Origin of the sequence: Actinoplanes sp. GCM10030250, assembly GCF_042666575.1 — a bacterium.
Classification (GTDB): domain Bacteria; phylum Actinomycetota; class Actinomycetes; order Mycobacteriales; family Micromonosporaceae; genus Actinoplanes.
The window spans coordinates 46,735-71,409 of sequence record NZ_JBHTDO010000040.1; the positions used below are offsets into that span (position 1 = coordinate 46,735).

The following is a 24,675-nucleotide window of genomic DNA, read 5'->3' on the forward strand; positions in this document are numbered from 1 at the left end:
ATCACCTCGATCGGCTGTTGTTGCCAGGACCGTAACGGTGGCTGCCATAAGAGAGCCTTAAACAGCGATATCAGCCAGGTGTCAGGCGGAAGATCCGCAGCTTGCGATGCGAGGCGCGAGTGCGGTACGTCTCGTACCCCGGCCATTGATCGACGATCTTCCCCCAGAGCCGCTCGCGCTCCGCGCCCTCGGTCTCGCGGGCCGTCACCGCCACCTCCCGGCCGCCGACGGTGACAAGGGCCCTCGGTTCGGCCCGCAGGTTGAAGGACCAGGCGGGATCCTTCTCGCCGCCCCAGTTGGAGGCGATCACGATGTAGTCGGATCCGTCGCTCACGTACTGGAGCGGGCTGCTCCGGGGCTGGCCGCTGCGGCGCCCGGTGGTGGTGAGCAGCAGCGACGGCGCCATGCCCAGCGCCACGACTCGCCCCCGTGTCACCCGGCTCAGCCACCGGTCGGCGTCGACCATCCGGCGCGCGACGGGGGTGAAGAAGGGCTTCGCGCCGACCGAGCGCCAGAATGTCGTCCACACGCGGGCAGGATCGCATGTCGCGTACGTCTCCCTGCTCCGACCCCGGCGACACGCCGGAGATGTGATGGCATGGGATGGGTGTACGAGCAGCAGAAGGAGGACGTATGCAGTCGCGTACCGATCTCGTCGAGGATTTGATGTCCCGGTTCCCCCATGTCCCGCGCGAGGCGGTGATCAAGGAGGATCTGCTGCGCGGCGGTCTCGCCTTCGACGACTCGGCGCTGACCGACAACGAGAACGGTGAGGTCAAGCCCAAGTCGTACTTCATCTTCTCGTTCGATCACCGCACGCTGCCGGAGCTGGGTGAGGCGGCGCTGCGGCGGCCGCCGGAGGAGATCGTGCTCACCGGCGGGCCGTACGACCTGCGCCGCACGGTGGTGTCGGTCCGGATCAACCCGGAGTCGCCGTACCGGGTGAAGCCGGACGCCGACGGTCGCCTGATGCTGTTCCTGGACGGCCGTGCGATCGCCGACGTGGGCCTGCCGCCGATGCCGGACTACTACCGGCACACGCTGTCCAACGGCAAGCAGGTGATGGAGGTCGCCCCGACCATCCAGTGGGGTTACCTGGTCTATCTGACGGTCTTCCGGGTGTGCCAGTACTTCGGCGCCAAGGAGGAGTGCCAGTACTGCGACATCAACCACAACTGGCGCCAGCACAAGGCGGCCGGGCGGCCCTACACCGGGGTCAAGCCGGTCGACGAGGTGCTCGAGGCGCTCGCGATCATCGACAAGTACGACACCGCGAAGACGTCGACGGCCTACACGCTGACCGGCGGCAGCGTCACCTCGCAGGTGGGCGGCAAGACCGAGGCGGACTTCTACGGACAATACGCCCAGGCGATCGAGGAGCGTTTCCCCGGCCGCTGGATCGGCAAGGTCGTCGCCCAGGCCCTTCCCCGGGCTGACGTGCAGCGCTTCAAGGACTACGGGATCCAGATCTACCACCCGAACTTCGAGGTGTGGGACAAGCGGCTCTTCGAGCTCTACTGCCCCGGCAAGGAGCGTTACGTGGGCCGCGAGGAGTGGCACCGCCGCATCCTCGAGTCGGCCGAGGTCTTCGGCCCGCGCAACGTCATCCCCAACTTCGTCGCCGGCGTCGAGATGGCCGAGCCGTTCGGTTTCACCACCGTCGACGAGGCGATCGACTCGACCGCCGAGGGCCTGCACTACTTCATGTCGCGCGGCATCACCCCGCGTTTCACGACCTGGTGCCCGGAACCGACCACGCCGCTGGGCAAGACCAACCCGAACGGTGCGCCCCTGGAGTACCACATCCGGCTGCTGGAGACCTACCGCGCGACGATGGATCACTACGGCCTGTCCAGCCCGCCCGGTTACGGCCCCGCGGGACCCGGCAACGCCGTCTTCTCCGTCAGCTCGTTCATGGACAGCCTCACCCCGAACACCGAAAAAGCCACCGCAAAAGACTAGAAGCACTATTTCGTACGATCGACGCACAGTCCCACGGTGACCGGGCGGCGGCGTGCGACCCACACCGGGCCGCACCCCGCCGCCGGCTCATGTGCGCCACCGGCTCATGTGCGCGACCGGCTCATGTGCGCGACCGGCTCATGTGCGCCCCGAACGCGAGCAACCTTTCAACCGACCATCACCGCCTGGCGGGTGTGCTCCCGGTCGGAATGGTCCGCGATCAGCGGGCCAACATCGAGGATCAGCGCGATCTCCCCGTTGCCGAGGATGGTCGAGCCGCTGACACACTTCACCCTGCTGAACAGCACCCCGAGCGGCTTGATCACCGTCTGCAACTCGCCCAGCAGGCTGTCCACCACCAGGCCGGTGCGCTGACCGGACTGCTCGACGATCACCACGTTCTGCCGGCGGGCCGGCGGGCCGGGGATGCGGAACAGCTGGCGCAGGCGGATGAACGGCAGCACCTCACCGCGCAGGTTCATGCAGTCACGCCCGAGCGGCCCGGCCGGCAGCTCGACGCACTCGGTGACCCGGTCCAGCGGCACGATGAACGAGGACGGGCCGACACCGACCAGGAACCCGTCGATGATGGCGAGGGTGAGCGGCAACCGGATCCGGATCGTGGTGCCGACGCCCCGGCTGGTCTCCACCTCGATGGTTCCCCGCAGCGAGGTGACGTTGCGTTTCACCACGTCCATGCCGACGCCCCGGCCGGAGAGGTTGGACACCGCGTCCGCCGTGGAGAACCCCGGTTCGAAGATCAGGTTGTAGATCTCGGCGTCGGTCAGGGGTGTGCCCGGCGCGATCAGCTCGCGTTCGACGGCCTTGGCGTAGATCCGGTCGCGGTCCAGGCCCCGGCCGTCGTCGGCCACCTCGATCACGATGCTCCCGGCGTCGTGGTACGCGTTGAGGCGCAGCGTCCCCTGCTGGGCCTTGCCGTGCCGGCGGCGTTCGGCGGCCGGTTCGATGCCGTGGTCCAGCGAGTTGCGGACCAGGTGGAGCAACGGGTCGCTGATCCGTTCCACCAGGGCCTTGTCCATCTCGGCGTCCCCTCCGGTGATCACCAGGGACACCTCCTTGTCCAGCTCCATGCAGACGTCGCGGACCACCCGCTCGAACCGGCGCAGCGTGGTGCCGATCGTGACCATCCGCAGCGAGAGCGCGCTGTGCCGTACCTCGTCGACCAGCCGCATCACCTCACCCTGCGCCTCGGCCGCGGTGTCGCCGCCGGTCTTGCCCTGGATGCCGGTGCTGGACTGGGCGATCACCAGCTCACCGACCAGGTCGATGAGCTTGTCGAGCCGGGCCGCGTCGATCCGGATGGTCCGGGTGTCCTGGGAGCGGGTCTCGGTGGTCCGCCGCTGGCGGGTCAGGGCGGCGTCCACGATCTCGCGCTGGAGGATGCCCTGCTCGATCAGGATCTCGCCGATGGGTACCGGCTGGGTGCCCTCCCGGACCGCGCGCTCCTGCTGGACCCGCAGCGCCTCGGCCATCTCCAGGTCGGTGACCGCGCCGCTGTTGACCAGCACGTCGCCGATCCGGTCGTTCTCCGGCATCGCCCGGATCGCCCGGACGTACGCGTCGAGCCGGCTCTCCGAGGGGGTGATCCGGATGTCGCTGTCCTCGCGGACGAAGTCGAAGACCGCCTCGATCTCGGCCTTGGGTGCCGGCGTGACCAGGTCGACGGTGAAGCTCAGATAGCAGGACTCGGGGTCCATCCCGTCGGCGTCGGGCATCCCGCCGGTGTCGGTGACCACGTCGGTGACGGTGCCGAGGGTGGACAGGTAGCGCAGGAACGACAGCGGATCCATGCCGTTGCGCAGGCAGTCCGGCCCGAATCGCAGCTCGAGGCGCCAGGCGCCCTCCTCCGGTTCGGCCGGTGCGGCGGGTGCCGAGGCGCTCGAGGCCGCCGCGACGTTGTCCAGCAGATAGGGCTCGAGACCGGTCAGCAGCCGCGCGCCCGCGGAGGCCTGCTGGGCGTCCGGCTCGAGGCGCCCCTCGGCCACCGCCTCGACCATCGTGGAGATGTGGTCGGTGCACGGCAGCAGGGCGCTGACCAGGCCCGGGGACACGTCCAGCTGCCCTTCGCGCAACGAGCCCAGCACAGTCTCCACGACGTGGGTGAAGGAGACCATGTGCCGGAGCCCGAACAGACCGGAGGAGCCCTTGAGCGTGTGCGCGGCGCGGAACACCGCGTTGACGACCTCACCGCCCGCCGGCTGCCCCTCCAGTTCCAGCAGCCCCTCCTCGAGCCCCTGCACCAGGTCGCGGGCCTCGGTCACGAACATGTCGAGCGCTTCGCGCATGTCGTCGTCGAGGGACATCACAACTCCAGACGGGTCAGTGCCAGCACCTCGGCGACGGCCGGGCTGGGCTCGGCGAACTCGACCGGCACCCCGCGGCGCGCGCCCTCGTCGCGGGCCAGGAGCAGCACCTGGAGGCCGGCGGTGTCGATGTCCGCGACCCCGGACAGGTCCACGCGTACGCCGGTGCTGTCGGCGAGGGCGGCCAGCAGGCGGTCGCGCTGCTCGGCCGCCGTGATGATGGTCATTTCCTCGTCGGCGGGAAATCGCCGCAGGGTCACGGTGCGACCAGCTTCGCCACGGCGCTGAGCATCTGCTCGGGCTGGAACGGCTTGGTCACCCAGGCCTTCGCGCCGGCGGCCTGCGCCTGGCGCTTCTTGTCCTCCTGGGACTCCGTGGTGAGCATGATGATCGGGGTGAACTTGTAGGCGGGCAGCTTCTTCGCCTCGGCCACGAACGTGATGCCGTCCATGTTCGGCATGTTCACGTCCGAGATGATCAGGTGGATGCGCTGCCCGTTCAGCTTGGTCAGGGCGTCCTTGCCGTCGTTGCCGGTGATCACCTCGTAGCCCGCGCCCTTCAGGGCGATGCTGACGACCTGTCGTACCGATGCGGAGTCGTCCACGATCAGAATGGTCTTGGCCATCGTCGTCTCCTAGAAGAACGTGATTTCGGATTCGCTTACCTTGGTGGCCGACCCGGAACTGTGCGCCTGGTGCTCCTCGGCCATCGTGTATTTGGACGCCAGCTCCTCCAGCAGGGGCCGGGCGTCCAGCGGTGCCACGCCGGAAGCGGCGGCGGCGGCCACCTCCGGGAACCGGCCGATGTTGTCCTGCAGGTGCTCCAGCATCTGGTTGACCCGGTCCTGGAACTGGAGGTTCACCAGGGACTCGCTGATCTCACCGCGGATGCCGACGGCGGCCTGCTCCAGCTGCTGCGACGAGTCCTGCATCCGCGACAGCATGGTCATCAGGTCGTCGAGAACGGCCTGCACCTCACCGTTGGCGTGCACCACGGCGGTGCTCTCCTGCTCGGCGCTGGCCTCCGCGGTGGCCAGTACCGCCGCGATCGCCTCGGCCACCCGGTCCACCTTCTCGATCATGCGCTCGCTGGTGTTCTGGGACCGGTCAGCGAGCTGGCGTACCTCCAGGGCCACCACGCCGAACGCGGCTCCCGCCTCACCGACGCGCTGGGCCTCGATGGCGGCGTTGAGCGCCAGCAGGTTGGTCTGCGCGGCGATCCGGGTCACCTCGCCCGACATCCGGCGCAGCTCCTCGTTGAGGCCGAGCAGCGAGTGCAGCTCCGCGACGGCCTGCCGCTTGACGGCAAGGGCGTTGTCGAGCGTGCCCACCACGTCGCCGAGGCGCTCGCGGCTGCGGTCGAAGGTGCCGCCCCGGCCGTCGTCGAGCGCGCCGGAGGAGGACGTCAGCACCGAGTCGAGGTGCTCGACGATGCCGCCGAACGTCTCAGTCAGCTGGCCGACGGCCGATTCCATCTGGGTTCGCGATGAATCGATCTGCGCCGTCCAGACCGGTGCGACGGCCCCGGCGAACTGGGTGACGTCGTCCGCGTACCGTTCCGGGGCGGTCTGCGCCACGAGGGAGCCGGATTCCGGCCGCCGGCCGCGCAGCAGGTAGCCGCCGCCGAATCCGACGGCCAGCGCGATCACCGCCGTGAGTACGAACTTAGCCATGCTGGTGGATCACCTCCGCGATCTGGGGAAGCGGCGACTCGCGGTCCACGGCGCCGAGGGCGACGGCCTCCCGCGGCATGCCGTGGACGATGCAGGTCGCCTCGTCCTGCGCGACCGTGTACGCGCCGGCCCGGCGCATCTCCAGCAGGCCGCGCGCGCCGTCGTCGCCCATGCCGGTCATGATCACTCCGAGGGCGTCCGCGCCGGCCGCCTTCGCCACCGACCGGAACAGCACGTCCACCGAGGGCCGGTGCCGGTTGACCGGCGGCCCGTCGAAGACCCGTACCCGGTAGCGGGTGTCCATCCGGAGCACCTCCAGGTGCCGTCCGCCGGGCGCGACGAGGACCTCGCCCGGCAGCACCGGGTCGCCGTCCTGCGCCTCCCGGACCCTGACCCGGCACATGGTGTCCAGCCGGGCGGCGAACGCCGCGGTGAACTTCTCCGGCATGTGCTGCACGACGACCACGCCGGGCCCGCCGGGTGCCAGGGCCGGCAGCACCACCTCGAGGGCCTGCGTGCCGCCGGTCGACGTGCCGATCGCGATCAGCCGCTCCGCGGTGGTCGCCAGCGACCGTGGCCGTGGCGCCGAGGGCGCGATCAGCAGCGCGCCGTTGCGGGCCGGCACCGGACCCGCGGCCCGATCGGCGACGGACCCGGTGCCGCCGGGCCGGACGGCGGTGGGCCTGGCGGTCGGCCTGATGTCGGCCGGCCTGGCGACGGGCCTGGTGGCAGTGGAGCCGGTGGCGGTGGAGCCAGTGACCGTGGAGGCGGGCCGGGGTCTACGGTGCCGGCCGGCGGCGGCCGCGGCCCGGACCGCGGCCACGATGTCACCGCTGTCGTCCTCGATGAACTTCTTCAGCCCGGTCTCCGGCTTGGCGATCACCGCGACCGCACCGGCGGCGAGCGCCTCCATCGAGATCTCCGCGTTGCGGCGGCTCAGCGTCGAGCAGATCACCACCGGCGTCGGCCGCACCTCCATGATCTTGCGGAGGAAGGTGAGCCCGTCCATCCGGGGCATCTCGAGGTCGAGGACGACGACGTCCGGCCAGGCCTTGTTCATGTGGTCCATGGCGAAGATCGGGTCGGGCACCGCGCCCATCACCTCGATGCCCGGATTACCGCGCAGGCGGGCCGAGAGGACCTGCCGCACGACCGCCGAGTCGTCGACGATCAGCACGCCGATCCGCCCGCTCACAAGTTCGCCCCGTCGCCGTCGCGGACCCGGTCGAGGGCTCGCAGCCACACGTCACCGGTGGCGATGTCGAAGATCAGCCGCCGGGCGCCGGTGCCGCCGAGCTCGCGCGCGGACAGGGCGAAGCCGTGGTTCTCCAGCAGGCTGATCCCGGCCTCGATGTTGTTGCCGGCGACGTCGAAGGTCGCCGAGGTGGCCAGGTGCGGGAACTGTTTGCCGCCACCGAACATCTTCACCTCGTACTCACCGGGGACGGTTCTCGTGCGGTGCAGGTCGCGCAGGAAGCGGCCGATCGCACCGCCGGCGTACCGGGCGTCCATCCGGTCCGCGGCGGGGCACCGGCCCGGCAGCATGTAGTGGCACATGCCCCCGATCCGCCGGCCGGGATGCCACATCGTGATCGAGACGCACGAGCCCAGCACCGTGTGGACGCGGGTGCCGCCGTCACCGAACCAGTAGTCGCCGGGGTGCAGGAAGACGTCAGTCACGGCCGTCGCCGTCCAGCCGGTAGATCGACGGTTCGACCATCCGCAGGCGCGACGGGATCGCGTTGAGCGACTCGGAACTGCCGATGATCAGGTGACCGCCGGGTACCAGCATCTCCGCCAGGCGCGGTACCAGCGACCGCTTGGTCTCCATGTCGAAATAGATCATCACGTTCCGCAGCATGATCACGTCGAACCGGCCGAGCTCGCTGAAGTCCTCGATCAGGTTGCGGCAGTGGAACTGCACCCTCGACCGCAGGTCGCGGTCGACGGTCATCAGTCCCTGGTACTCGTCGCGGCCCTTCAGGCAGAAGCGGCGCAGCAGCGGCTTGGGGATCTTCTCGGCCGCCGCGATCGGATAGAGGGCGGCGCGGGCGGTCTCCACGACCCGGCTGGAGATGTCCGTACCGACGATTTCCCACGATGCCGGTGGCAGCGTTTCCGCCAGCACCATGGCCGCCGTGTAGGCCTCCTCGCCGGTGGAGCTGGCCGCGCTCCAGAACCGGAAGGTGCGCCCGGCCTGCCGCGCCGGGAGCACGTTGCGGCGCAGGTAGTCGAAGTGCTGCGTCTCCCGGAAGAAGTACGTCTCGTTCGTGGTGAGCACGTTGATCAGCTGACGCAGTTCGCCCTCGTGCGGTCGCTCCCGCAACAGGCGGACGTAGTCCGGGTAACCGGCCAGCCCGAGCTCGCGGATCCGCTTGTCCAGCCGGCTCGCGACCAGCGCCTCCTTGCCGGGAGCGAGCCGGATGCCGGTGTGGTCGTGCAGGACACCGGTGATGTACTCGAAGTCGGCACGGCTGATCGTCCGCGGGAAGGCGGCCGGGGCGGTCACGGCGATCCCGGCCCGGGCGGCGTTCCACCGCCCTCCGGCGGCGGGGACTGGTCGGAGCCTGCCTGCTGGGTGATCGGGTCGGAGCCTGCCTGCTGGGTGATGTCGCTGAGGCGGACCATGTCGCTGATCGACAGCACGTGGCTGATGTCCAGCAGGATCAGGAAGTCGTCGTGCCGGCGCGCCATGCCGCTGATGTAGTCGGCACGGATCCCGGCGCCGAACGCGGGCGCCGGCTCGATGTCCTCGGGCGAGAGGGTCACCACCTTGGAGGCGGAGTCGACGAGGATGCCGATGTCCTGGCTCTCGGCGGCACCCTTGTCGTCACCGTCCAGACCGGCGATCTCGGCCAGCGCCGGATCCTTGATGTGCACGATGATGATGCTGGTGCGCCGGCCGATCGTGGTACTGCCACGGGAGAACCGCATCGCGATGTCGATGACCGGAACCGCCCGACCGCGCAGATTGATCACGCCCCGGATGAAATCGGGCATCATCGGCACCACTGTCAGATTCCGGTATTCCAGAATCTCGGTCACGTGGAATATGTCAAGCGCGTACGCCTCGCCGTTGAGCGTGAACGTCAGGTACCGCCCGGCTTCGGTAACCGTGTCCACTGTCGGCCCCCCTTTATCCCGCCTTCCCCGCATTCGATCAGATTCTTTGTGTGCGCTGCAGAGGATCGAGGAGTTAGCCGTGAAAGCGGCCTGGTGTCCGGTTCCGCCAGGCCTTTGCGGGCCATCCCGTGGAAAGGCCAGGCATTAATTCGTTCCGGCAAATCGTGATCCGTACGTCGATAGGCTGGCCCGGTCGGCGCGGCAGGTGCCGGATGGGGGGATTCTTCCGTGGCAGATCCGTCGGAAACACGCCACCAGCGCGGCGGCCTCGGTTTGCGGGACATGCCGATCGCCTGGAAGCTGCGAGGGCTCGCCGGGGTGGTCTGCGTCCTGCTCGTCGTGATCGGGTCGGTGGGCATCTTCCAGCTCGGCCGCACCCAGGACCGGCTGGAGCACCTCTACAGCAGCAACCTGCACGACGTACGGCTGCTCGGTGAGATCGCCACGAACTACAAAGAGGTCCGCTTCCAGATGCGCGGGGTGGCCCTGGCCGGTTCCGCGGACGCCGCCGAGGAGGCGATCCGCACCCTGGACACCGCGATGACCAGCCTCGACCAGGCCTGGGCCTCGTTCGCCACCGGCGACCAGGGCGACCCGGACCAGGAGGCGTTCCTCGCCTCGTGGAACACCTACAAGAAGCTGGCGAACGACAAGCTCAAGCCGCTGGCCTCGGCGAACCGCCTGGCGGAGTTCAACGAGGTGTCCCGGACCGAGGTGAACCCGGTGTCCGACGCCATCAACACGGCGGTGGACAACCTGATCACCAAGGACGACGCCGCGGCCAAGACCTCGCTCGACGAGTCCGCGGACGCCTACTCGACAGCGCGGCTCCTGATGATCATCCTGATCGTCGCGGCGCTCATCCTCGCCTTCACCGTGGTCCAGCTCATCACCCGCGCGGTCGCCGGGCCGCTCCGGGAGACCGTCGCCGTGCTGACCGCCCTCTCCCAGGGGCGCCTGGACCAGCGGGTCACCGTCGCGGGCCGCGACGAGGTCGGCCGGATGGGTACCGCCCTCAACAGCGCCCTCGACCGCCTGAGCGAGACGGTGAGCACTGTCGTGGAGTCGGCGAACCAGCTCAACAGCGCCTCCATGCAGATCAGCGGTGCGTCGCAGAGCCTGTCGCAGGCCGCCACCGAGCAGGCCGCGAGCGTGGAGGAGACCACCGCGAGCATCGAGCAGATGACCGCGGGCATCAGCCAGAACAGCGACAACGCGACAGCCACCGAGGGCATCGCCACGACGACGGCGGCCGAGGCACAGGAGGGCGGCGACGCGGTGCAGCGGACCGTGGCGGCGATGAAGGAGATCACCAGCAAGATCGGCATCATCGACGACATCGCGTTCCAGACCAACATGCTGGCGCTGAACGCGACGATCGAGGCGGCCCGGGCCGGCGAGCACGGCAAGGGCTTCGCGGTCGTCGCCAGCGAGGTCGGCAAGCTCGCCGAGCGCAGCCAGATCGCGGCCCAGGAGATCAGCGAGCTCGCCGCCGGCAGCGTGCACACCGCCGAGCGCGCCGGTGACCTGCTCTCCACGATGATCCCGAGCATCATCCGCACGTCCGACCTGGTGCAGGAGATCGCCGCCGCGAGCGGTGAGCAGTCCACCGGGGTCCGGCAGATCAACATCGCGATGTCGCAGATCGGCAAGGTCACTGAGCAGACGGCGTCGTCCAGTGAGGAGCTGGCCGCCACCGCCGAGCAGATGTCGGCGCAGACCTCCCAGCTCACCGCCCTGATGGACTTCTTCCACACCGGAGGGACGCGGCGACCGGCGGCGGCACCGAGCCGCACCGAGCACGCCGGTTCGCGCTGGGCGCACAGCACCAACTATGGGGGCGGCTGGGACCGTGGCGGCGCCTACAACGAGAACCAGGCACCCGCGATGAGCGGCGCCACCACCGCACCCGCCGACCTGGAGTCCAAGTTCGACCGATTCTGATCGCCACTCCGATCGTGTGACGGCCACCGGGGCCCAGCGGCCCCGGTCGTGTGACGGCTGCCGGGTCCCGGAGGCCCCGGTCGTGTGACGGCCACCCGGTCCCGGCGCCCCGGTCGTGTGACGGCCACCGGGTGAGGGCGTCCCGGCACGTAGCATGACCTGCACAGCCGTGGCGGGGGTGCGGGTGCGGGAAACCCCGGTGCGTAGCATGATCCGCACGGTCACGGCGGAGGTGCGGGTGCGGTTCGAGGTACTGGGACCGGTGCGGATGAGCACCGGCGACGGCGAGATCTCCCTGGCACCGAAACCGCGGGCACTGCTGGCGGTGCTCCTCGCGGCCCGCGGGCGCCCGGTCACCGCCGAACGGCTGCTGGCCGAGCTGTGGCCGGACGGGGCACCCTCCACCGCCACGGCGACACTGCAGATGCACGTCTCGGCCCTGCGCAAGGTGGCCGGCGAGCGGATGCGCACCGCACCGGGCGGTTACCAGCTCGATCTGACCGGGGCCACCCTCGACGCCGCCGAGTTCGAGCGGACCCGATCGCTCGGCCTGTGGCGCGGTGAGGCGTACGAGGGGGTCAGCGCGGGACCGTCGGTGGCGGCCGACGCGGCCCGGTTGAGCGAGCTGCGGCTGGCCGCCCGGCAGGAGTGGGCGCAGCAGGCCCTCACCGAGGGGCGGCACGTTCCCGCGGCGACCGAGCTGGCCGGCTGGGTCGCCGGGCAACCCACCGCCGAGGCCCTGGTCCGGCTGCTGATGCTGGCGCTGTACCGGTCCGGGCGGGCCGGGGAGGCACTCGGCGCGTACGACAGGGCGTCCGCGGCCCTGGACGGCCTGGGTGCCCGGCCCGGCCGGGAACTCGAGGCGCTCGCCGCCGCCGTACGCCGGCAGGATCCGGCCCTCGACCAGCCGCCGCCCGGCGTACCGGCGCAGCGCAACCGCTTCATCGGCCGCCGCGCCGAACTGGACCGGGCGATCGGCCTGCTCGGCACGGCCCGGCTGCTCACGATCGCCGGGCCGGGTGGTGCCGGCAAGACCCGGCTCAGCCTCGAACTGGCCCGCGAGATGGCCGCCGACCACGACGCGGTGCACGTCGTCGAGCTCGCCGAGCACCGCGACGGCCCGCTCGGCGTCCGGCTGGCCGCGGCGATCGGCGTCCGCGAGGAACCCGGAGTGCCGCTGGGCGACACGATCACCCGGCGGCTCACCGGCCGGGTGCTGGTCGTGCTGGACAACTGCGAGCACGTCCGGGCGCCGGTCGCGGAGCTCGCCGGCGAGCTGCTGAGAACCTGCCCGGGCCTGCGGCTGGTGGCGACGAGCCGGGAGCAGCTCGGCCTCAGCGGCGAGGTGATCCTCACGCTCGGCGGGCTCGCCACCCCGGAGCCGGGCACCACCGGCCCGCACTCGGACGCGGTCCGGCTGCTCGCCGACCGGGTCGCCGCCGCTCGCGGCGGCACCGCCCTGAGCGCCGCCGAGCAGGAGGTGGCCGCCGAGCTCTGCCGCCGCCTCGACGGCTTGCCGCTCGCCATCGAGCTAGCCGCCGCCCGGCTCCGCGCGCTGCCGCTCGCCGAGATCATGTCGCGCCTCGACAGGCGGCTCGACCTGCTCACCGGCTCGTCGCCGGTGCCGCGGCACCAGACCATGCGGGCCGCCATCGACTGGGGTTACGAGCTGCTCGACGAGCCGCAACAGGCGGCGCTGCGGCAACTCGGTGTCCTCGCGGGCGCCTTCGACCTGGCCACCGCCGCCGAGGTGACCGGAACGGATCCTCTCGGCCCGCTGACCCAGCTGGTCGACCGGTCGATGGTCGAGTGGCGCGACGGCCGCTACCGGCTGATCGAGACCATCCGCGAGTACGCCAGGGAGCGCATCGGTGCGGACGAGCGTTTTCCCGCGTACACCAGGCTCGTCTCTCTTCTGGAGCGGCGCCTCGCCGAGCCGCCGCCGATGGACGGCCCGGCGCACACCGCCTGGCTGGCCGGTGTCACCGCCGATCACGACACGATCGTGGCCGCGCTGGACTGGTCGCTGCGCGAGGGTGACCCGGAGCGCGGCCTGACGATCGCGACCGCCATGTGGTGGTACTGGTGGGTGGCCGGCCGGATGGCCGAGGGCCGCTCCTGGCTGGCCCGCGCGCTGGCCGCGACACCGCCGCAACCGTCCGCACTGCGCGCCCGGGCCCTGCGCGCGGCCGCCGCCCTGGCCCGCAACTCCGGCGACCTGGCCGACGCGCGCCGGCTGGGCGAGCAGGGCCTCGACGAATTCCGCGAGATCGGCGACCGCACCGGTGAGATCGCGGCGCTGAACAACCTGCTGATCACCGCGCAGGCGCAGCAGGACTACACGGCGTCGCTGCAGTTCGGTCACGAGGCGTTGAAGGCCGCCGAGGAGGAATCGGACACCCGGATGATCGCGGCCGCCTCCAACAACACCGCCGGCACGCTGCGCTGCATGGGTCACCTCGACGAGGCGGAGCGGCTCTTCACCCGGGCCCTGGCCGGCTTCCGGGCACTCGGCGACCGGCGCGGTGAGGCGGCCGCGCTGACCAATCTCTCCACCACCGACCGGCGCCGCGGCCGCCCCACCCCGGCCCGCGCGGCGATGCGCGAGGCGCTGACCATCTACACCGAACTCGGCATCGCCGAAGGTCAGCTGGATGCCGTCGAAGGGCTGGCCCAGCTGGACATCCTCGGCGGCGACGCCGCGGGCGGGCTGCGGCTGCTCGCGATGGCTGAGCGGGAACGGTCAGCGCTGGGCGCGCCGAGCTTCACCCCCGACGAGATCGCCGACCGGGAGCTGGCGGAGGACGAGGCGAGAACCCGATTGGGTACGGCCGAAGTGGCCCTCGCCTACCGGGAGGCGAACGAGTTGTCCCTCGAACGGGCGGTGGCCGGGCTGCTTTCCCGCTGACCTTTGGGGTTTCTTTGGCGGCGTCACTGATGCTTACCGCACAGTCACCCACCGTTAGGAGAACACCGGTGAAGCTCCGCCTCGTCGCCCTTGCCGCTCTCGTCGCCGTCGCCTTCACCGGTGGATGCGGGGTTCTGGAGTCCGCCGCCGCCGGCAGCCTGCCGACCCCCGCCGCGCCGTCGGCCTCCTCTCCTACCGCCTCCCCTGAGGAAGGCTCCGTCTCCGTGAAGGACTCCGGTGATCTGCCGGACCCGTGCACCCTGCTCTCCAAGTCCGAGGTCGTGGACCTCACCGGCCGGGAGATCACCCAGATCGACGAGGACGGTGCCGAGGCCGGTGAGGCCACCCGGTACTGCCAGTGGCAGCAGTCGGGCGGCCAGCTCGCGGTCTTCCTGAGCCGCACCACGCCCGCCGACTTCGACGTGACGATCGACGAGGCCGAATGGGTGGATGGTGTCGGCCAGGACGCCTACGCGCACTCCGGCCACCTCTATGTGCTCTACGGCACCGTGCAGATCGACGTCTACTCGCGCGGCGGCTCGGACTCGCAGAACCTGACCGACGCCAAGCAGGTCGCCAAGGTCGTGATCCCGCGCATCTGACCCGCGCATCTGACCCGCGCACCTGACCCGCGCACCTGACCCGCGCACCTGACCCGCGCATCTGACCCGCGGCCGATCGGACCCGGCCGGGCGGCTTCACACCGCCCGGCCGGTCGATCTCATCCGAAGGTGACGTCGGCGCACCAGTAGTAGACCTGGTCGGCGTGGCCCGCCTCCCAGACCGTGTACACGATGTGCCGGCCGGTGAGGCCCGGCGCGCTCACCGGGATCTTCACCGACACACCGCCGAGCACCGGGTCGGTGGTGGTCTCCCCCACGCCCGGCGCGATCGGGCCGGTGTCCTTGAGCAGGGTCAGATCGCTCCAGGACAGGCGTTGCGTGACCGGGTTGAAGCCCTGCCGGCTCACGTAGACCCGGAAGTACTTCGCGCCGTGCCGGGCCTGGTCATGGGCCACGACGGTGAACGCGGCGGCGTTCGGGATGCGGGTCGCGACCCAGTTCCCCGGCGTGTCCAGTGCCGAGTAACGGGTCCCGCCGGTGTTCCCGGCGCTGCACAGGGTGCCGTTGGGGACGGCGGCCTGGTGGTTGCCCTGCACGTTCTCCCGGTAGAGGCCGTTCCAGTTCCACATCGCCGTGGTGTCGGCCTGCCAGGCCTGCCAGCACATCGGGTCGGTGGTGGCCATCGTGGGGTTCTGGAAGTCGTTGCCCCAGCGCTTCCAGCAGCCGTAGTTGCGCGACGCCGGGTCGATCGTCGAACCGTGGGCGTTGGCCGCGCCGGCGGGTGCGGTGACCAGCAGCAGTACGGCTGCGATCAGCACGGTGAGAACTCGTCTCGGGGTGAGCATGGCGCCTCCAGCAATCATTCGATGAAAGTCGAAATGACGCACGGCGGTGGTCCACCTGCCGTCGGCTCCGGCGTCTGCCCCACCAGAAGCCTCCCAAAGCCATCGAAGTCTGTCAATGCATACAACCCGGGCCCAGCCCTCGCCGCCCACACCCCGCTCACGCCCAGCCGCCCGGCCCAGCTGGCGCCCAGAGGGGCCTAACAGCCGAAAACACCCCGCTCACGCCCAGCCGGCCGCCCCAGCTGGCGCCCAGAGGGGCCTAACACCCGAAAACACCCCGTTCACGCCCAGCCGCCCGGCCCAGCTGGCGCCCAGAGGGGCCTAACAGCCGAAAACACCCCACTCACGCCCAGCCGCCCGCCCCAGCTGGCGCCCAGAGGGGCCTAACACCCGAAAACACCCCACTCACGCCCAGCCGGCCGCCCCAGCTGGCGCCCAGAGGGGCTAGGCGTAGTTGCGCAGCAGGCGCAGGGCGTCGGCCGCGTGCGGGCCACTGGTCAGCAGCCCCGCGTCCGAAGGGGCCAGCCGTTGCGCGCCGACCCGGCAGAAGGCGCCGGCCGGACCGGCGATCGCCGACTCGGCCGACGGGTCGCCGAAGCGCCACGACGACCCGTCCGGTGCGGTCAGGTCGCAGAACACCGGTGCGGCGGGCAGGCCGGCGAGCTGGAAGGCGTACCGAAGGGTGCTGTGGCCCAACCACGCGATGTGCCGCAGCCGCATGGTGTCGGGCCAGGCGACGCCCAGCGGGGCGGTGATGTCCAGCGCGTGCGCCCAGTGCTCGGCCAGCCGGGTGGTGGCAAGCGTGCGCGGCTTCAGCGCCGAGGTGACCCACTGGACCGGCTTCTGCGGATCCGCGGCTCGCAGCGCCTTGACCGACGCCACCCGGGCGGCCCGCCACCGCTGGAGGATCTCGGCGGGCGGGGCCGGCTGGGCCCGGACCATGGCGGCCATCGCGTCGTCGACGGTGCCGCCGTACCGGCGCCAGTCCACGGGCGGCGGATCGCCTCGCACGGTGACCGGCACGGCCTCCTCGGTCTGGGCCAGGTGCAGAACCACGTCGGCCACCGTCCAGCCGTCGGCCGCGGAGGCGAGAAGCCAGTCCTCCGGCGTGAGACGGCTCAGCACCGCGTCCAACTGCTCCTGCTCTGCCTCGAGATCGTCGATGACGTCCAGGCTCACGGGATCACACCCTCATCTCGTAGTTGCGCTTCCGCCCGCGCCAGCGTGCCGGCGGCGAAGGCGGCCAGTTCGTCGTCGCCGAGGTCACGGCGGGCGATCGCCCACCCGGCTGTCGCCGTGAGGCCGGGCCGCTGGACGGTCTCGCCGGACAGGAATCGGCGGAACGCTTTGCCGACGCCGTCGGTGCGGTGCAGCGAAAGGGTTCCGGCCAGGTCGGCGACGGCGCGGAATCCGTACGGGACGACGATCAGCGCGTCGCCGCCGGGGAAGGTGACGCCGTCGAACTCCATGCTGTCGAACGCGGCGTAGCGAAAGCCGCGGGAGAAGGTCACCTTCCGCAGGACCGCGGGCGCCGGGTCGCCGTCGTGTGCCCTGCCGAGGAACTCCACATCGTTCAGGGCACCGATGAAACGGCAGTCGTCGAAGGAGCACCGGGTGAAGGCGACTCTGGTGATCGCCGGGAACGTCGTGTGCGTGAAGGTGGTGCGCTGCGCGGTCAAGTGCCTCGCCTTCGCGCCGGTCAGGTCGGCCGCGGTCCAGGTGGCGCCGTCGATCGACAGGTCGCGCAGGTCGGCGCGGCGCAGCGTGCACTCGGTGAGGGATCCGCCGGTGAGGGAGGTGTTCGACAGGTCGGCCCCGTCGAGGCGGCACCGCCGCCAGTGGACGCCGGCCAGGTGGCTCGCGAACAGCGAGGCGTGGCTCAGGTCGGCTCCGGTGATCTCCGCACCGCCGGTGAACAGGCCACCTCCCGGCAGCCCTCGGAGATCGGCCAGGCCGTCCACCACCCCCCACCCGAGGTCCAGCACGGTGTCACCTCCCGCCAGCCGCCGGAGGATCTCGCCGGCCTTCGCGGCCCCCTCCGCGGTGCACCAGCGAGCGACCACATCCCGGCGAGCCACGGTCCACCATTCTTGCCCCTCGGGGCCACCGCCGGAACCGCTGAAGGCTGCCAAGTCGGCCGGGCACCCGAAACGGCCAGGCACCCGGAACGGCCGGGCGGGTCACCTCTGAGCCGCCGGCCGGGTGGACTGAACCGCCGATGGCGCCACTTGCGGCGGTCGGGCACGGTGAAGGCCCACCGGAGCCGGGGAGCGCCACAAGCGCCGCGCCGGGCCCGCAGGCGGGGAGGACGCAACGATGGGGATGCTGGAGCGGATCCAGGACGGGCTGGCCGGCGCGGGGCAGGTGCTGGACGGGCCGTTCGGGCCCCGGCGGATCACCTACGCCGACTACACCGCGTCGGGCCAGGCGCTCGACTTCGTCGAGGAGTTCATCCGCGAGCACGTCCTGACCCGATACGCGAACACCCACACCGAGGCTTCGGCGACGGGCGCGCAGACCGGCGCGCTGCGGGAGGAGGCCCGGTCGATCATCCATCGCGGCGTGGGTGCCGGGCCCGAGCACGTGGTGCTCTTCTGCGGGTCGGGGGCGACGGCCGCGGTGGCCAAGCTGGTCGGCATCCTCGGCCTGCGTCTTCCGGAAAATCTTGATGAGGGGTACGGGCTGAGCGCTCACATTCCTCCCGAAGACCGTCCGGTGATCTTCGTCGGTCCCTACGAGCACCACTCCAACGAACTGCCGTGGCGGGAGTCGATCGCCGACGTGGTGGAGATCGACTCCGACCACACCGGCCACGTGGACCTCGGCGCGCTGCGGCGAGCGCTTCTCGCGTACGAGAAAAGGCCTTTGCGTATCGGCAGTTTCTCCGCGGCCTCGAACGTCACCGGCATCCTGACCGACACGGCGGCTGTCTCCCGGGTGCTGCGCGAGCACGGCGCCCTGTCCGTCTGGGACTACGCGGCCGCCGGGCCCTACGTGCCGATCTCGATGGCGGACAAGGACGCCGTCTTTCTCTCGCCGCACAAGTTCGCCGGTGGCCCGCAGACCCCCGGTGTGCTTGTCGTCGACCGGCGGCTGATGACCAACCGGGTGCCGGTGGTCCCGGGCGGCGGCACCGTGGCCTACGTGGACCCGGCCGGTCACCGCTACCTGGACGATCCGGTGGCGCGGGAGGAGGGCGGCACCCCGGCGATCGTCGAGTCGATCCGCGCGGGCCTGGTGTTCGCCGTGAAGGACACCGTCGGCACCGGCCTGATCGGCGCGCGCGAGGAAATCCTCTGGCAGCGTGCGCGGGAACGCTGGACCGCCGAGGACGGCATCGAGATCCTCGGCGACCTCGGCGCGCACCGGCTGTCGATCGTGTCGTTCCAGGTCCGCGCCGGTGACCGCTACCTGCACCACAACTTCGTGGCGGCGCTGCTCAACGACCTGTTCGGCATCCAGGCGCGCAGCGGATGCTCGTGCGCCGGCCCGTACGGTCATCGGCTGCTCGGCATCGACGAGGCGCACTCGCGGGAGTTCCGCGGCGAGATCATGGACGGCTGGGAGGGCATCAAGCCGGGCTGGACGCGGCTGAACCTGAACTATTTCATCTCGGACGCCACCGCCGGCTACCTGATCGAGGCGGTCGCTCTGATCGCCCGGTACGGCTCGCGGCTCCTGCCGGACTACCGGTTCGATCCGCGGACCGCCCGGTGGGCGCACGTCCGGCACACTCCCCCGCGGGTGCGGCTCGCCGACCTGCGCCTGGACGCCGACGGCACCGTGACGATGCCCGCCGCCGCCACGGCCACCGCCGGCGAGGACGCGTTCCCCGGCTATCTGGCCGAGGCCCGCGAGATCCTGTCCGGGCGGCCGGAACCGGTCGACGGGGTGCGGCTGGAGCTGCCGGCCGCCTTCGAGAAGCTGCGCTGGTTCCTGCTGCCGGACGTGTGCCTGGAGGGGGAGGGCGCCGGGGCGCGGCGCCCTCCTATGTCCTCCTAGAAGGCCTTGACCTCCAGGAGGCCGACCGAGCTGGTGCCGCTGGACTGCATCACGACACGCAGCCGGGTCGTGTTCACCCCGGTGAACGTGACCGTGTTGTAGGCGTTGGCGGCGACCGGATAGCCACTCGCCGCGGGCACGTCGGCGTAGGCGCTACCCGTCCAGTACTGCAGCTTCCAGGACGAGGGTGCACGAACACCGCCGTTGTCGTCGAACAGGTAGACCTGCGCCTGGCTGAGCGCCACCGCGCTCGGCCAGGTCAGCTCGGCCCACTGCTCGCCGCTGTTCGGCCAGGTGCCCCACCGCGGGTTCACCGTGTCGTTCGAGGAGCCCGGTTCGAGCCCGTCGTTGATCGCCGCGATCGACTCCCACGACGAGGTGTAGGACGCCGAGGCGGTCGCGGTACGGGCCAGGTTGGTGCCACCGGCCGGCGGTGTCGACGTGGACGGCGAGGGAGCCGGCGTGGTCGGCGTGGGCGTGGCCGGGTTCCCGCTGATCGCCAGGTCGGCGCTGGGGAAGGCGGAGAACGACGGGTTGATGTCGCTCTCGCCGCCGGCGCCGTCGCAGCGGCGGTCCGGGTTGAACATCAGGTACGTACCGGAACTACAGGCGAACGCGATCTCCGCGTCGCCGCCGACCACGATGTTGCCGGAGAGGTTGGCGCCGCCCTGGATGAGCGCGTTGTCCTTGACCACGGCGTTGCCGCCGACGGTGCCGCCGTTGACCCAGCCCAGCCCTTCGATGCGGGCGTTGCCGGTCACCGTGCCGGCCATCACGGCCGCCTTCGGGCCGACGTACGCGGTCGAGGCCACGCTGGCGTTCCCGGCGACCCAGCCGCCGCCGTTGGAGTGCCAGCGCCCGCCGTTGGTCGCGGCCGGCTTGACGTAGCCGGGTTCGAAGCCGGACGGCGCCGCACCGGAGACCCGGAACTCGTACGGGAAGCGGCGCGCCTTGGTGTAGCCGTCGAGGAAGGCGTAGTGCGGTACGGCGTTCGGCGTACCGGTGACGACGAGCCAGACCTCGTTCTCACCGGACTGGAGCTGGAAGTCGACCTGGCCGTCGGTGCCGGTCTGCAGGGTGGAGTAGCGGGGCGTACCGCTGCGGACCGCGACCAGGCCGAACGTCCACCCGGAGGCGCCGGTCTCGGCGTGCCCCTTCAGCCGCAGCCGCACGAGCGCACCGCTGCTCGACGGCACCAGCTTGATCTTGTTGAAGCCGTAGTCGGAGGGCGCGACCCGGGCGTTGATCCGGTAGTGGCTCTGGCTCTGGTCGACGGCCTCGACGTTGCCGCCGTTGTAGGCGTTGAGGAAACCCGCGCCGTACACGTTGTTGATGAACGGCATCAGCGTCGAGCGGTTGCCGAAGTCGTAGGTGACCGTACGGGTCGCGTACTCGCCGACCCGCCGGTTGAGTTCGGCCTGGGTGATCCCGGTGATCCGGCGGTAGGTCTCCAGCGGGTGCTCGGTGTTGCGGGCCTCGTTCCAGATCCGGTTGAACATCGCCAGGCCGTCGCGGTCCTTGATGTACTGCGCCAGCATCCAGGCGCCGTAGTGGTGCCGGCTGGAGCTGTAGTACAGGTTCTCCGAGCGCATCCACCGGGTCAGGTCACCGGCCGCGGTGGTGGGCAGCGCCTGCATCGCCATGAACTCGGCGCTGGCCTCCCAGAAGGTGCCCGACCAGGCGGCGGTGAACCCGGCTCCGGAGCGGCCGAGGAACGTGTAGTTCTGGAAGACGTGGGCGAGTTCGTGCGCCAGGCCCCATGAGCCGGGCAGGGCCGCACCCGGCGCGACATTGATGACACCGACCCGGTTGTCCACCGAGCCGCCGGTCGCCCAGGCGTTCAGCTCGGTGCGGTTCCAGGTGTTCGTGACGATCACGATGATCTTGTGTTCGGCGAGCAGCCCGGTCTCCGGCGTGAACTGCATCGTGTTCACGTAGAAGCTGTAGAGGTTCTCCAGCTGCGTGATGATGCTGTTCGGGTCGAAGGTGTAGGGCGACGGCGCCGACGTGGGGTTCGTGCCCGACTTCTCACCCCAGAGCAGGATGAAGTTGGCCGACTCCCGGCTGCGGTCGGCGGCCCACGGCACCTCGCCGGTCTGCGTCCAGCGGGCGGGGATGTAGACGGTCTTGGCGGCGGCCGACGCGCTCGTCATCACCTGCGGTATCAGGGAAACGCCGCCGAGCATGGTCAGCACGACCGCGACGACGAGCAACAGCCGCCGTGATCGCCAAGGGGATTTGAGCATGGCGAAGCCATCCGATCGATGAGGCCGCGATCCGCGGATCACGGTGGGGATACCGGGCCCCGGCGACCAATGGGGGAAGGTCAGCCGATAGCCAGGCCTCTATGTCCGGGTCACTCTCGCTCACGAAAACGTTTTCGGCAAGTCACCGCCGACGGTGGATGCCGCGGCGGCGACCTCCCCGGATCGCGATCAGGCCGATGGCGCCGGCCAGCACGATCGGGATCGCGAGCCAGGTCAGCGGCGGCCTCTCCGACGCGGGCGCGGCAGCCGGTGGCGGATCAGACCCCTTTGACGGTACGGCCGGCGACCTCGGCCCCGACCCGGGCTTGACGGCCGGCTGAGCCTTCGCCAGGTCCGACTTGATCACGGAGAGGATCCACGGCGCGATGGCGTCCACCCGGGTGGCGATGTCCGGGCCGGTGTGCGGGCAGTCCGGGCCCCGGCTGACCACACCGACCACGACCGCCGCACCCTTCACCTCGGTGAAGTAGGGCCCGCCGGAGTCCCGCTCGCACGGGCTGGTGTTCTGCTTCGGCGCGACCCCGGACAGCCCCATCTCGGTCTTGCTCACCGACGTGACCTCGAACCTGCCGGTGCGCAGCCGGTCCGGCGTACGCGACGCGCCCTTGCTGGTGAACCCGTACCCGACAAGCCTCGCCGGCAGCCCGGCCGCCGGCTTCCTCCGGTTCAGCCGCAGCGGCGTGATCCCGGTGATCGCCCGGTCCAGCCGGGCCAGGGCGACGTCGGCCCGGCCGTGCTGGCGCACCTCCACCACCTTCGCGGTGACACCGGCCTTGCCCGTCAGATCGGCCCGCCCGACCGTCGCGGTGGTCTTCTCCGCCACCGTCCGCGACACCCGGTTGCCGTCCTCGTCGCGGAAACAGTGTGCGGCGGTGATGATCCAGCGCGGCGAGATCAGCCCGCCGGAGCACGAACTGTCCCGGGTCCCGCCGTCCGCGGTGGGGATGCCCAGCTCGGTGATCTTCACCGCGAACGGGTAGCGCCCGTCCGGCACCCGATCACCGTTGGCGATGGCGTGCGCGGGCACGCCGGCGAGAACCGCTCCCACCGAGAGAGCGGCCGCCGCCGTAACGATCTTCCATTTCGCGCCCACCGGTCGTGCAGCGTAGAAGACGGCGGCAACACCCATGACCCTCACCACCCCTTGACGACCAGCCAGGCCAGATGGTTGCAAATTCGGCGGGATCATCTGCTGCCGAAACTTTCGGGAGCCACCATCAGCCCTCACCGAGGGAATTCGCATCCATCAGTGCGAAACTTCCAAAACTCATTGACACTTACCGATGTCACATCGCAGGCTGAATCCCGTTCGATCGCTGTTCCCCACCTCTCCCGGAAGGAGAGTTCCAGTGATCACCGTCCGCTCCACGGTCATCACCCTCGCCGCCGCGGCCCTCGTCGCCGGCGGTGTGGCCGCCTCTGTCCCCCGCGCCGCCGCCTCCTCCACCTCGCTGCCCGCCGCCGCCGCAGCACCAGTGGAGGACGAGGGCGCCACCTGTCCCGCCCCCGCTCTGCCCGACGCCGGCGCCCTGCCCACCAACGCCAAGCTGCCCGACCCGTTCCGCAGGCTGGACGGCACCCGGATCACCACCACCGGCGACTGGACCTGCCGCCGCAACGAGATCAAGAAGCTCTCCGAGAAGTTCGTCTACGGCGAGAAGCCGCCGAGACCGCAGACCGTCTCCGGCACCGTGACCAGCAGCACCATCACGGTGAACGTGTCGCACCAGGGCCGCAGTTCAAGCTTCTCGGCCTCGGTCAGCCTGCCCAGCGGCACCGGCCCGTTCCCGGCCGTCGTCGTCCTCGGCGGTTTCGGCGCCGACACCGCCACGATCCGGTCGGCCGGCGCCGCGGTGATCAACTACGACCCGTACTCGGTGGGCCGCGAGGGCACGCCGCGCACCAACAAGCAGGGCGCGTTCTACAGCATCTACGGCAACACCAGCACGACCGGCCTGCTCGCCGCCTGGTCCTGGGGCGTCAGCCGGATCATCGACGTCCTCGAACAGTCCGGCGGCTCGATCCTGCGAGCCGACGCCACCGGGGTCACCGGCTGCTCCCGCTTCGGCAAGGGCGCCTTCGCCGTCGGCGCCTTCGACCAGCGGATCGCCCTGACGATGCCGATCGAGTCGGGCAGCGCCGGCGTACCCATCTATCGCGGCATTCCCGGCGAGGGCGCCCAGAGTCTGAGCAGCGCCTACGGTGAACAGCCCTGGCTCGGTGACGCCTTCGGCTCCTTCACCGGCAGCCCCGCCCGCCTGCCCGTCGACACCCACTCGGTCGTCGCGATGATCGCCCCGCGCGGCCTGTTCATCATGGACAACCCGCACATCGCCAACCTGGGCCCGCGCTCGGCGAGCGTGGCCGCCCTGGGCGGCGCCGAGGTCTATCAGGCCCTGGGTGCGGGCGCCAACATCACCTACTGGTCGGACATCCAGAACGGGAGCCACTGCGCGGTACGCCCGGAGTGGACCACCCCACTCCAGCAGCACATCCGCAAGTACCTGCTCCGCACCGGCAACGACCCCGGCACCATGCGCATCTCCAGCCGGGCCGCCGGCAACCTCGCCGAATGGCGCGACTGGCAGACCCCGGTCCTGGGCGCCGGCCCCTCCTCCCCGTCCCCTTCCCCCTCCTCCCCTTCGCCGTCCCCGTCGTCCCCCTCGCCGTCGCCCTCCTCTCCGTCGCCGTCCCCGTCGCTCCCGGCCGGTGCGACTTGCACCGCATCCGTCTCCGTCAACGCCTGGACCGGCGGGTTCGTGGGCACGGTCCGGGTCACCGCGGGCTCGACCGCCATCAACGGCTGGAACGTGGCCCTGACCCTCCCGGCCGGCGCCACCATCACCAACGCCTGGAACGCCGACCGCTCCGCCACCACCGGCGCCGTCCAGTTCACCAACGTCGCCTACAACGGCCGCCTCGCCGCCGCCGGCTCCGCCGAGTTCGGCTTCCAGGCCACCGGCCCCAGCACCCTGCCCACCCCCACCTGCACCGCCACCTGACCAGCCCTCAGGGTCACCACGCGCACACATTGACGTTGAGGACTTATCGGACGCAACCTCACC

Annotated in this window: 20 protein-coding genes; 6 read left to right on the plus strand and 14 right to left on the minus strand. The window is 70.7% G+C overall.

Going from position 1 to position 24,675, the window contains the following annotated elements; genetic code table 11:
* Positions 1–70 precede the first annotated feature (70 nt).
* Positions 71–466: a nitroreductase/quinone reductase family protein gene (locus ACFQV6_RS36515; protein WP_378032295.1), complete on the minus strand. Its 396-nt coding sequence runs from the start codon at positions 464–466 to the stop codon at positions 71–73.
* A 167-nt stretch (positions 467–633) separates the two neighbouring features.
* Between ACFQV6_RS36515 and ACFQV6_RS36520 the strand changes: the two genes are divergently transcribed.
* Positions 634–1,962 (plus strand): radical SAM protein, encoded by a 1,329-nt coding sequence (locus ACFQV6_RS36520; protein ID WP_378032258.1) that lies wholly within the window; start codon positions 634–636, stop codon positions 1,960–1,962.
* A gap of 167 nt (positions 1,963–2,129) precedes the next feature.
* Here the strand turns inward: ACFQV6_RS36520 and ACFQV6_RS36525 are convergent, their stop codons facing one another.
* From ACFQV6_RS36525 to ACFQV6_RS36560, 8 genes are read right to left on the minus strand one after another with little or no spacing between them, the layout of a single operon-like run.
* Positions 2,130–4,286, minus strand: a complete 2,157-nt coding sequence (locus ACFQV6_RS36525) for a chemotaxis protein CheA (RefSeq protein WP_378032259.1) — start codon at positions 4,284–4,286, stop codon at positions 2,130–2,132.
* Entirely contained in the window at positions 4,286–4,546 is a 261-nt protein-coding gene (locus tag ACFQV6_RS36530; protein ID WP_378032260.1) for a lipid asymmetry maintenance protein MlaB, read from the minus strand. Before ACFQV6_RS36530 ends, ACFQV6_RS36525 begins: the two co-directional genes overlap by 1 nt.
* Positions 4,543–4,911 carry a response regulator gene (locus ACFQV6_RS36535; RefSeq protein ID WP_378032261.1) on the minus strand — a complete coding sequence of 123 codons (369 nt, stop codon included), beginning with the start codon at positions 4,909–4,911 and terminating at the stop codon, positions 4,543–4,545. The genes ACFQV6_RS36530 and ACFQV6_RS36535 overlap by 4 nt, the downstream gene beginning before the upstream one ends.
* A gap of 9 nt (positions 4,912–4,920) precedes the next feature.
* Positions 4,921–5,958 (minus strand): methyl-accepting chemotaxis protein, encoded by a 1,038-nt coding sequence (locus ACFQV6_RS36540; protein WP_378032262.1) that lies wholly within the window; start codon positions 5,956–5,958, stop codon positions 4,921–4,923.
* Positions 5,951–7,153, minus strand: coding sequence for a chemotaxis response regulator protein-glutamate methylesterase (locus ACFQV6_RS36545; protein WP_378032263.1), 1,203 nt, complete (start codon positions 7,151–7,153; stop codon positions 5,951–5,953). The genes ACFQV6_RS36540 and ACFQV6_RS36545 overlap by 8 nt, the downstream gene beginning before the upstream one ends.
* Positions 7,150–7,638, minus strand: a complete 489-nt coding sequence (locus tag ACFQV6_RS36550) for a hypothetical protein (RefSeq protein WP_378032264.1) — start codon at positions 7,636–7,638, stop codon at positions 7,150–7,152. Before ACFQV6_RS36550 ends, ACFQV6_RS36545 begins: the two co-directional genes overlap by 4 nt.
* Complete coding sequence (locus ACFQV6_RS36555) at positions 7,631–8,467, minus strand: CheR family methyltransferase (protein ID WP_378032265.1); 837 nt, start codon at positions 8,465–8,467, stop codon at positions 7,631–7,633. Before ACFQV6_RS36555 ends, ACFQV6_RS36550 begins: the two co-directional genes overlap by 8 nt.
* On the minus strand, positions 8,464–9,081 hold the full coding sequence (locus ACFQV6_RS36560; protein ID WP_378032266.1) for a chemotaxis protein CheW: 618 nt from the start codon (positions 9,079–9,081) through the stop codon (positions 8,464–8,466). Before ACFQV6_RS36560 ends, ACFQV6_RS36555 begins: the two co-directional genes overlap by 4 nt.
* A gap of 228 nt (positions 9,082–9,309) precedes the next feature.
* On the opposite strand from ACFQV6_RS36560, the gene ACFQV6_RS36565 reads away from it, so the two are divergent.
* The 3 genes from ACFQV6_RS36565 to ACFQV6_RS36575 all read left to right on the plus strand — a co-directional run bounded on the left by ACFQV6_RS36565 (position 9,310) and on the right by ACFQV6_RS36575 (position 14,535).
* The gene (locus tag ACFQV6_RS36565) at positions 9,310–11,025 is read left to right on the plus strand and encodes a methyl-accepting chemotaxis protein (RefSeq protein WP_378032267.1); all 1,716 of its coding nucleotides are present in this window, start codon (positions 9,310–9,312) and stop codon (positions 11,023–11,025) included.
* A 208-nt stretch (positions 11,026–11,233) separates the two neighbouring features.
* Positions 11,234–13,933: a BTAD domain-containing putative transcriptional regulator gene (locus ACFQV6_RS36570; protein ID WP_378032268.1), complete on the plus strand. Its 2,700-nt coding sequence runs from the start codon at positions 11,234–11,236 to the stop codon at positions 13,931–13,933.
* Between the two features lie 68 nt (positions 13,934–14,001).
* Positions 14,002–14,535 (plus strand): DUF3558 family protein, encoded by a 534-nt coding sequence (locus ACFQV6_RS36575; RefSeq protein ID WP_378032269.1) that lies wholly within the window; start codon positions 14,002–14,004, stop codon positions 14,533–14,535.
* A 119-nt stretch (positions 14,536–14,654) separates the two neighbouring features.
* Here the strand turns inward: ACFQV6_RS36575 and ACFQV6_RS36580 are convergent, their stop codons facing one another.
* The 3 genes from ACFQV6_RS36580 to ACFQV6_RS36590 form a co-directional block, all read right to left on the minus strand.
* Positions 14,655–15,341 (minus strand): lytic polysaccharide monooxygenase, encoded by a 687-nt coding sequence (locus ACFQV6_RS36580; protein ID WP_378032270.1) that lies wholly within the window; start codon positions 15,339–15,341, stop codon positions 14,655–14,657.
* A gap of 444 nt (positions 15,342–15,785) precedes the next feature.
* Positions 15,786–16,520 carry a maleylpyruvate isomerase family mycothiol-dependent enzyme gene (locus ACFQV6_RS36585; protein ID WP_378032271.1) on the minus strand — a complete coding sequence of 245 codons (735 nt, stop codon included), beginning with the start codon at positions 16,518–16,520 and terminating at the stop codon, positions 15,786–15,788.
* Positions 16,517–17,419: a pentapeptide repeat-containing protein gene (locus ACFQV6_RS36590; RefSeq protein ID WP_378032272.1), complete on the minus strand. Its 903-nt coding sequence runs from the start codon at positions 17,417–17,419 to the stop codon at positions 16,517–16,519. Before ACFQV6_RS36590 ends, ACFQV6_RS36585 begins: the two co-directional genes overlap by 4 nt.
* 238 nt (positions 17,420–17,657) lie before the next feature.
* Between ACFQV6_RS36590 and ACFQV6_RS36595 the strand changes: the two genes are divergently transcribed.
* On the plus strand, positions 17,658–19,343 hold the full coding sequence (locus tag ACFQV6_RS36595; RefSeq protein WP_378032273.1) for an aminotransferase class V-fold PLP-dependent enzyme: 1,686 nt from the start codon (positions 17,658–17,660) through the stop codon (positions 19,341–19,343).
* Here ACFQV6_RS36595 and ACFQV6_RS36600 read toward each other — a convergent pair.
* Both ACFQV6_RS36600 and ACFQV6_RS36605 read right to left on the minus strand, forming a co-directional pair.
* On the minus strand, positions 19,340–21,589 hold the full coding sequence (locus tag ACFQV6_RS36600) for a DUF6055 domain-containing protein (protein WP_378032274.1): 2,250 nt from the start codon (positions 21,587–21,589) through the stop codon (positions 19,340–19,342). The genes ACFQV6_RS36595 and ACFQV6_RS36600 overlap by 4 nt on opposite strands.
* A 142-nt stretch (positions 21,590–21,731) precedes the next feature.
* Positions 21,732–22,739: a S1 family peptidase gene (locus ACFQV6_RS36605; RefSeq protein ID WP_378032275.1), complete on the minus strand. Its 1,008-nt coding sequence runs from the start codon at positions 22,737–22,739 to the stop codon at positions 21,732–21,734.
* 220 nt (positions 22,740–22,959) lie between these two features.
* Between ACFQV6_RS36605 and ACFQV6_RS36610 the strand changes: the two genes are divergently transcribed.
* Entirely contained in the window at positions 22,960–24,612 is a 1,653-nt protein-coding gene (locus ACFQV6_RS36610) for a cellulose binding domain-containing protein (protein WP_378032276.1), read from the plus strand.
* Positions 24,613–24,675: the final 63 nt, after the last annotated feature.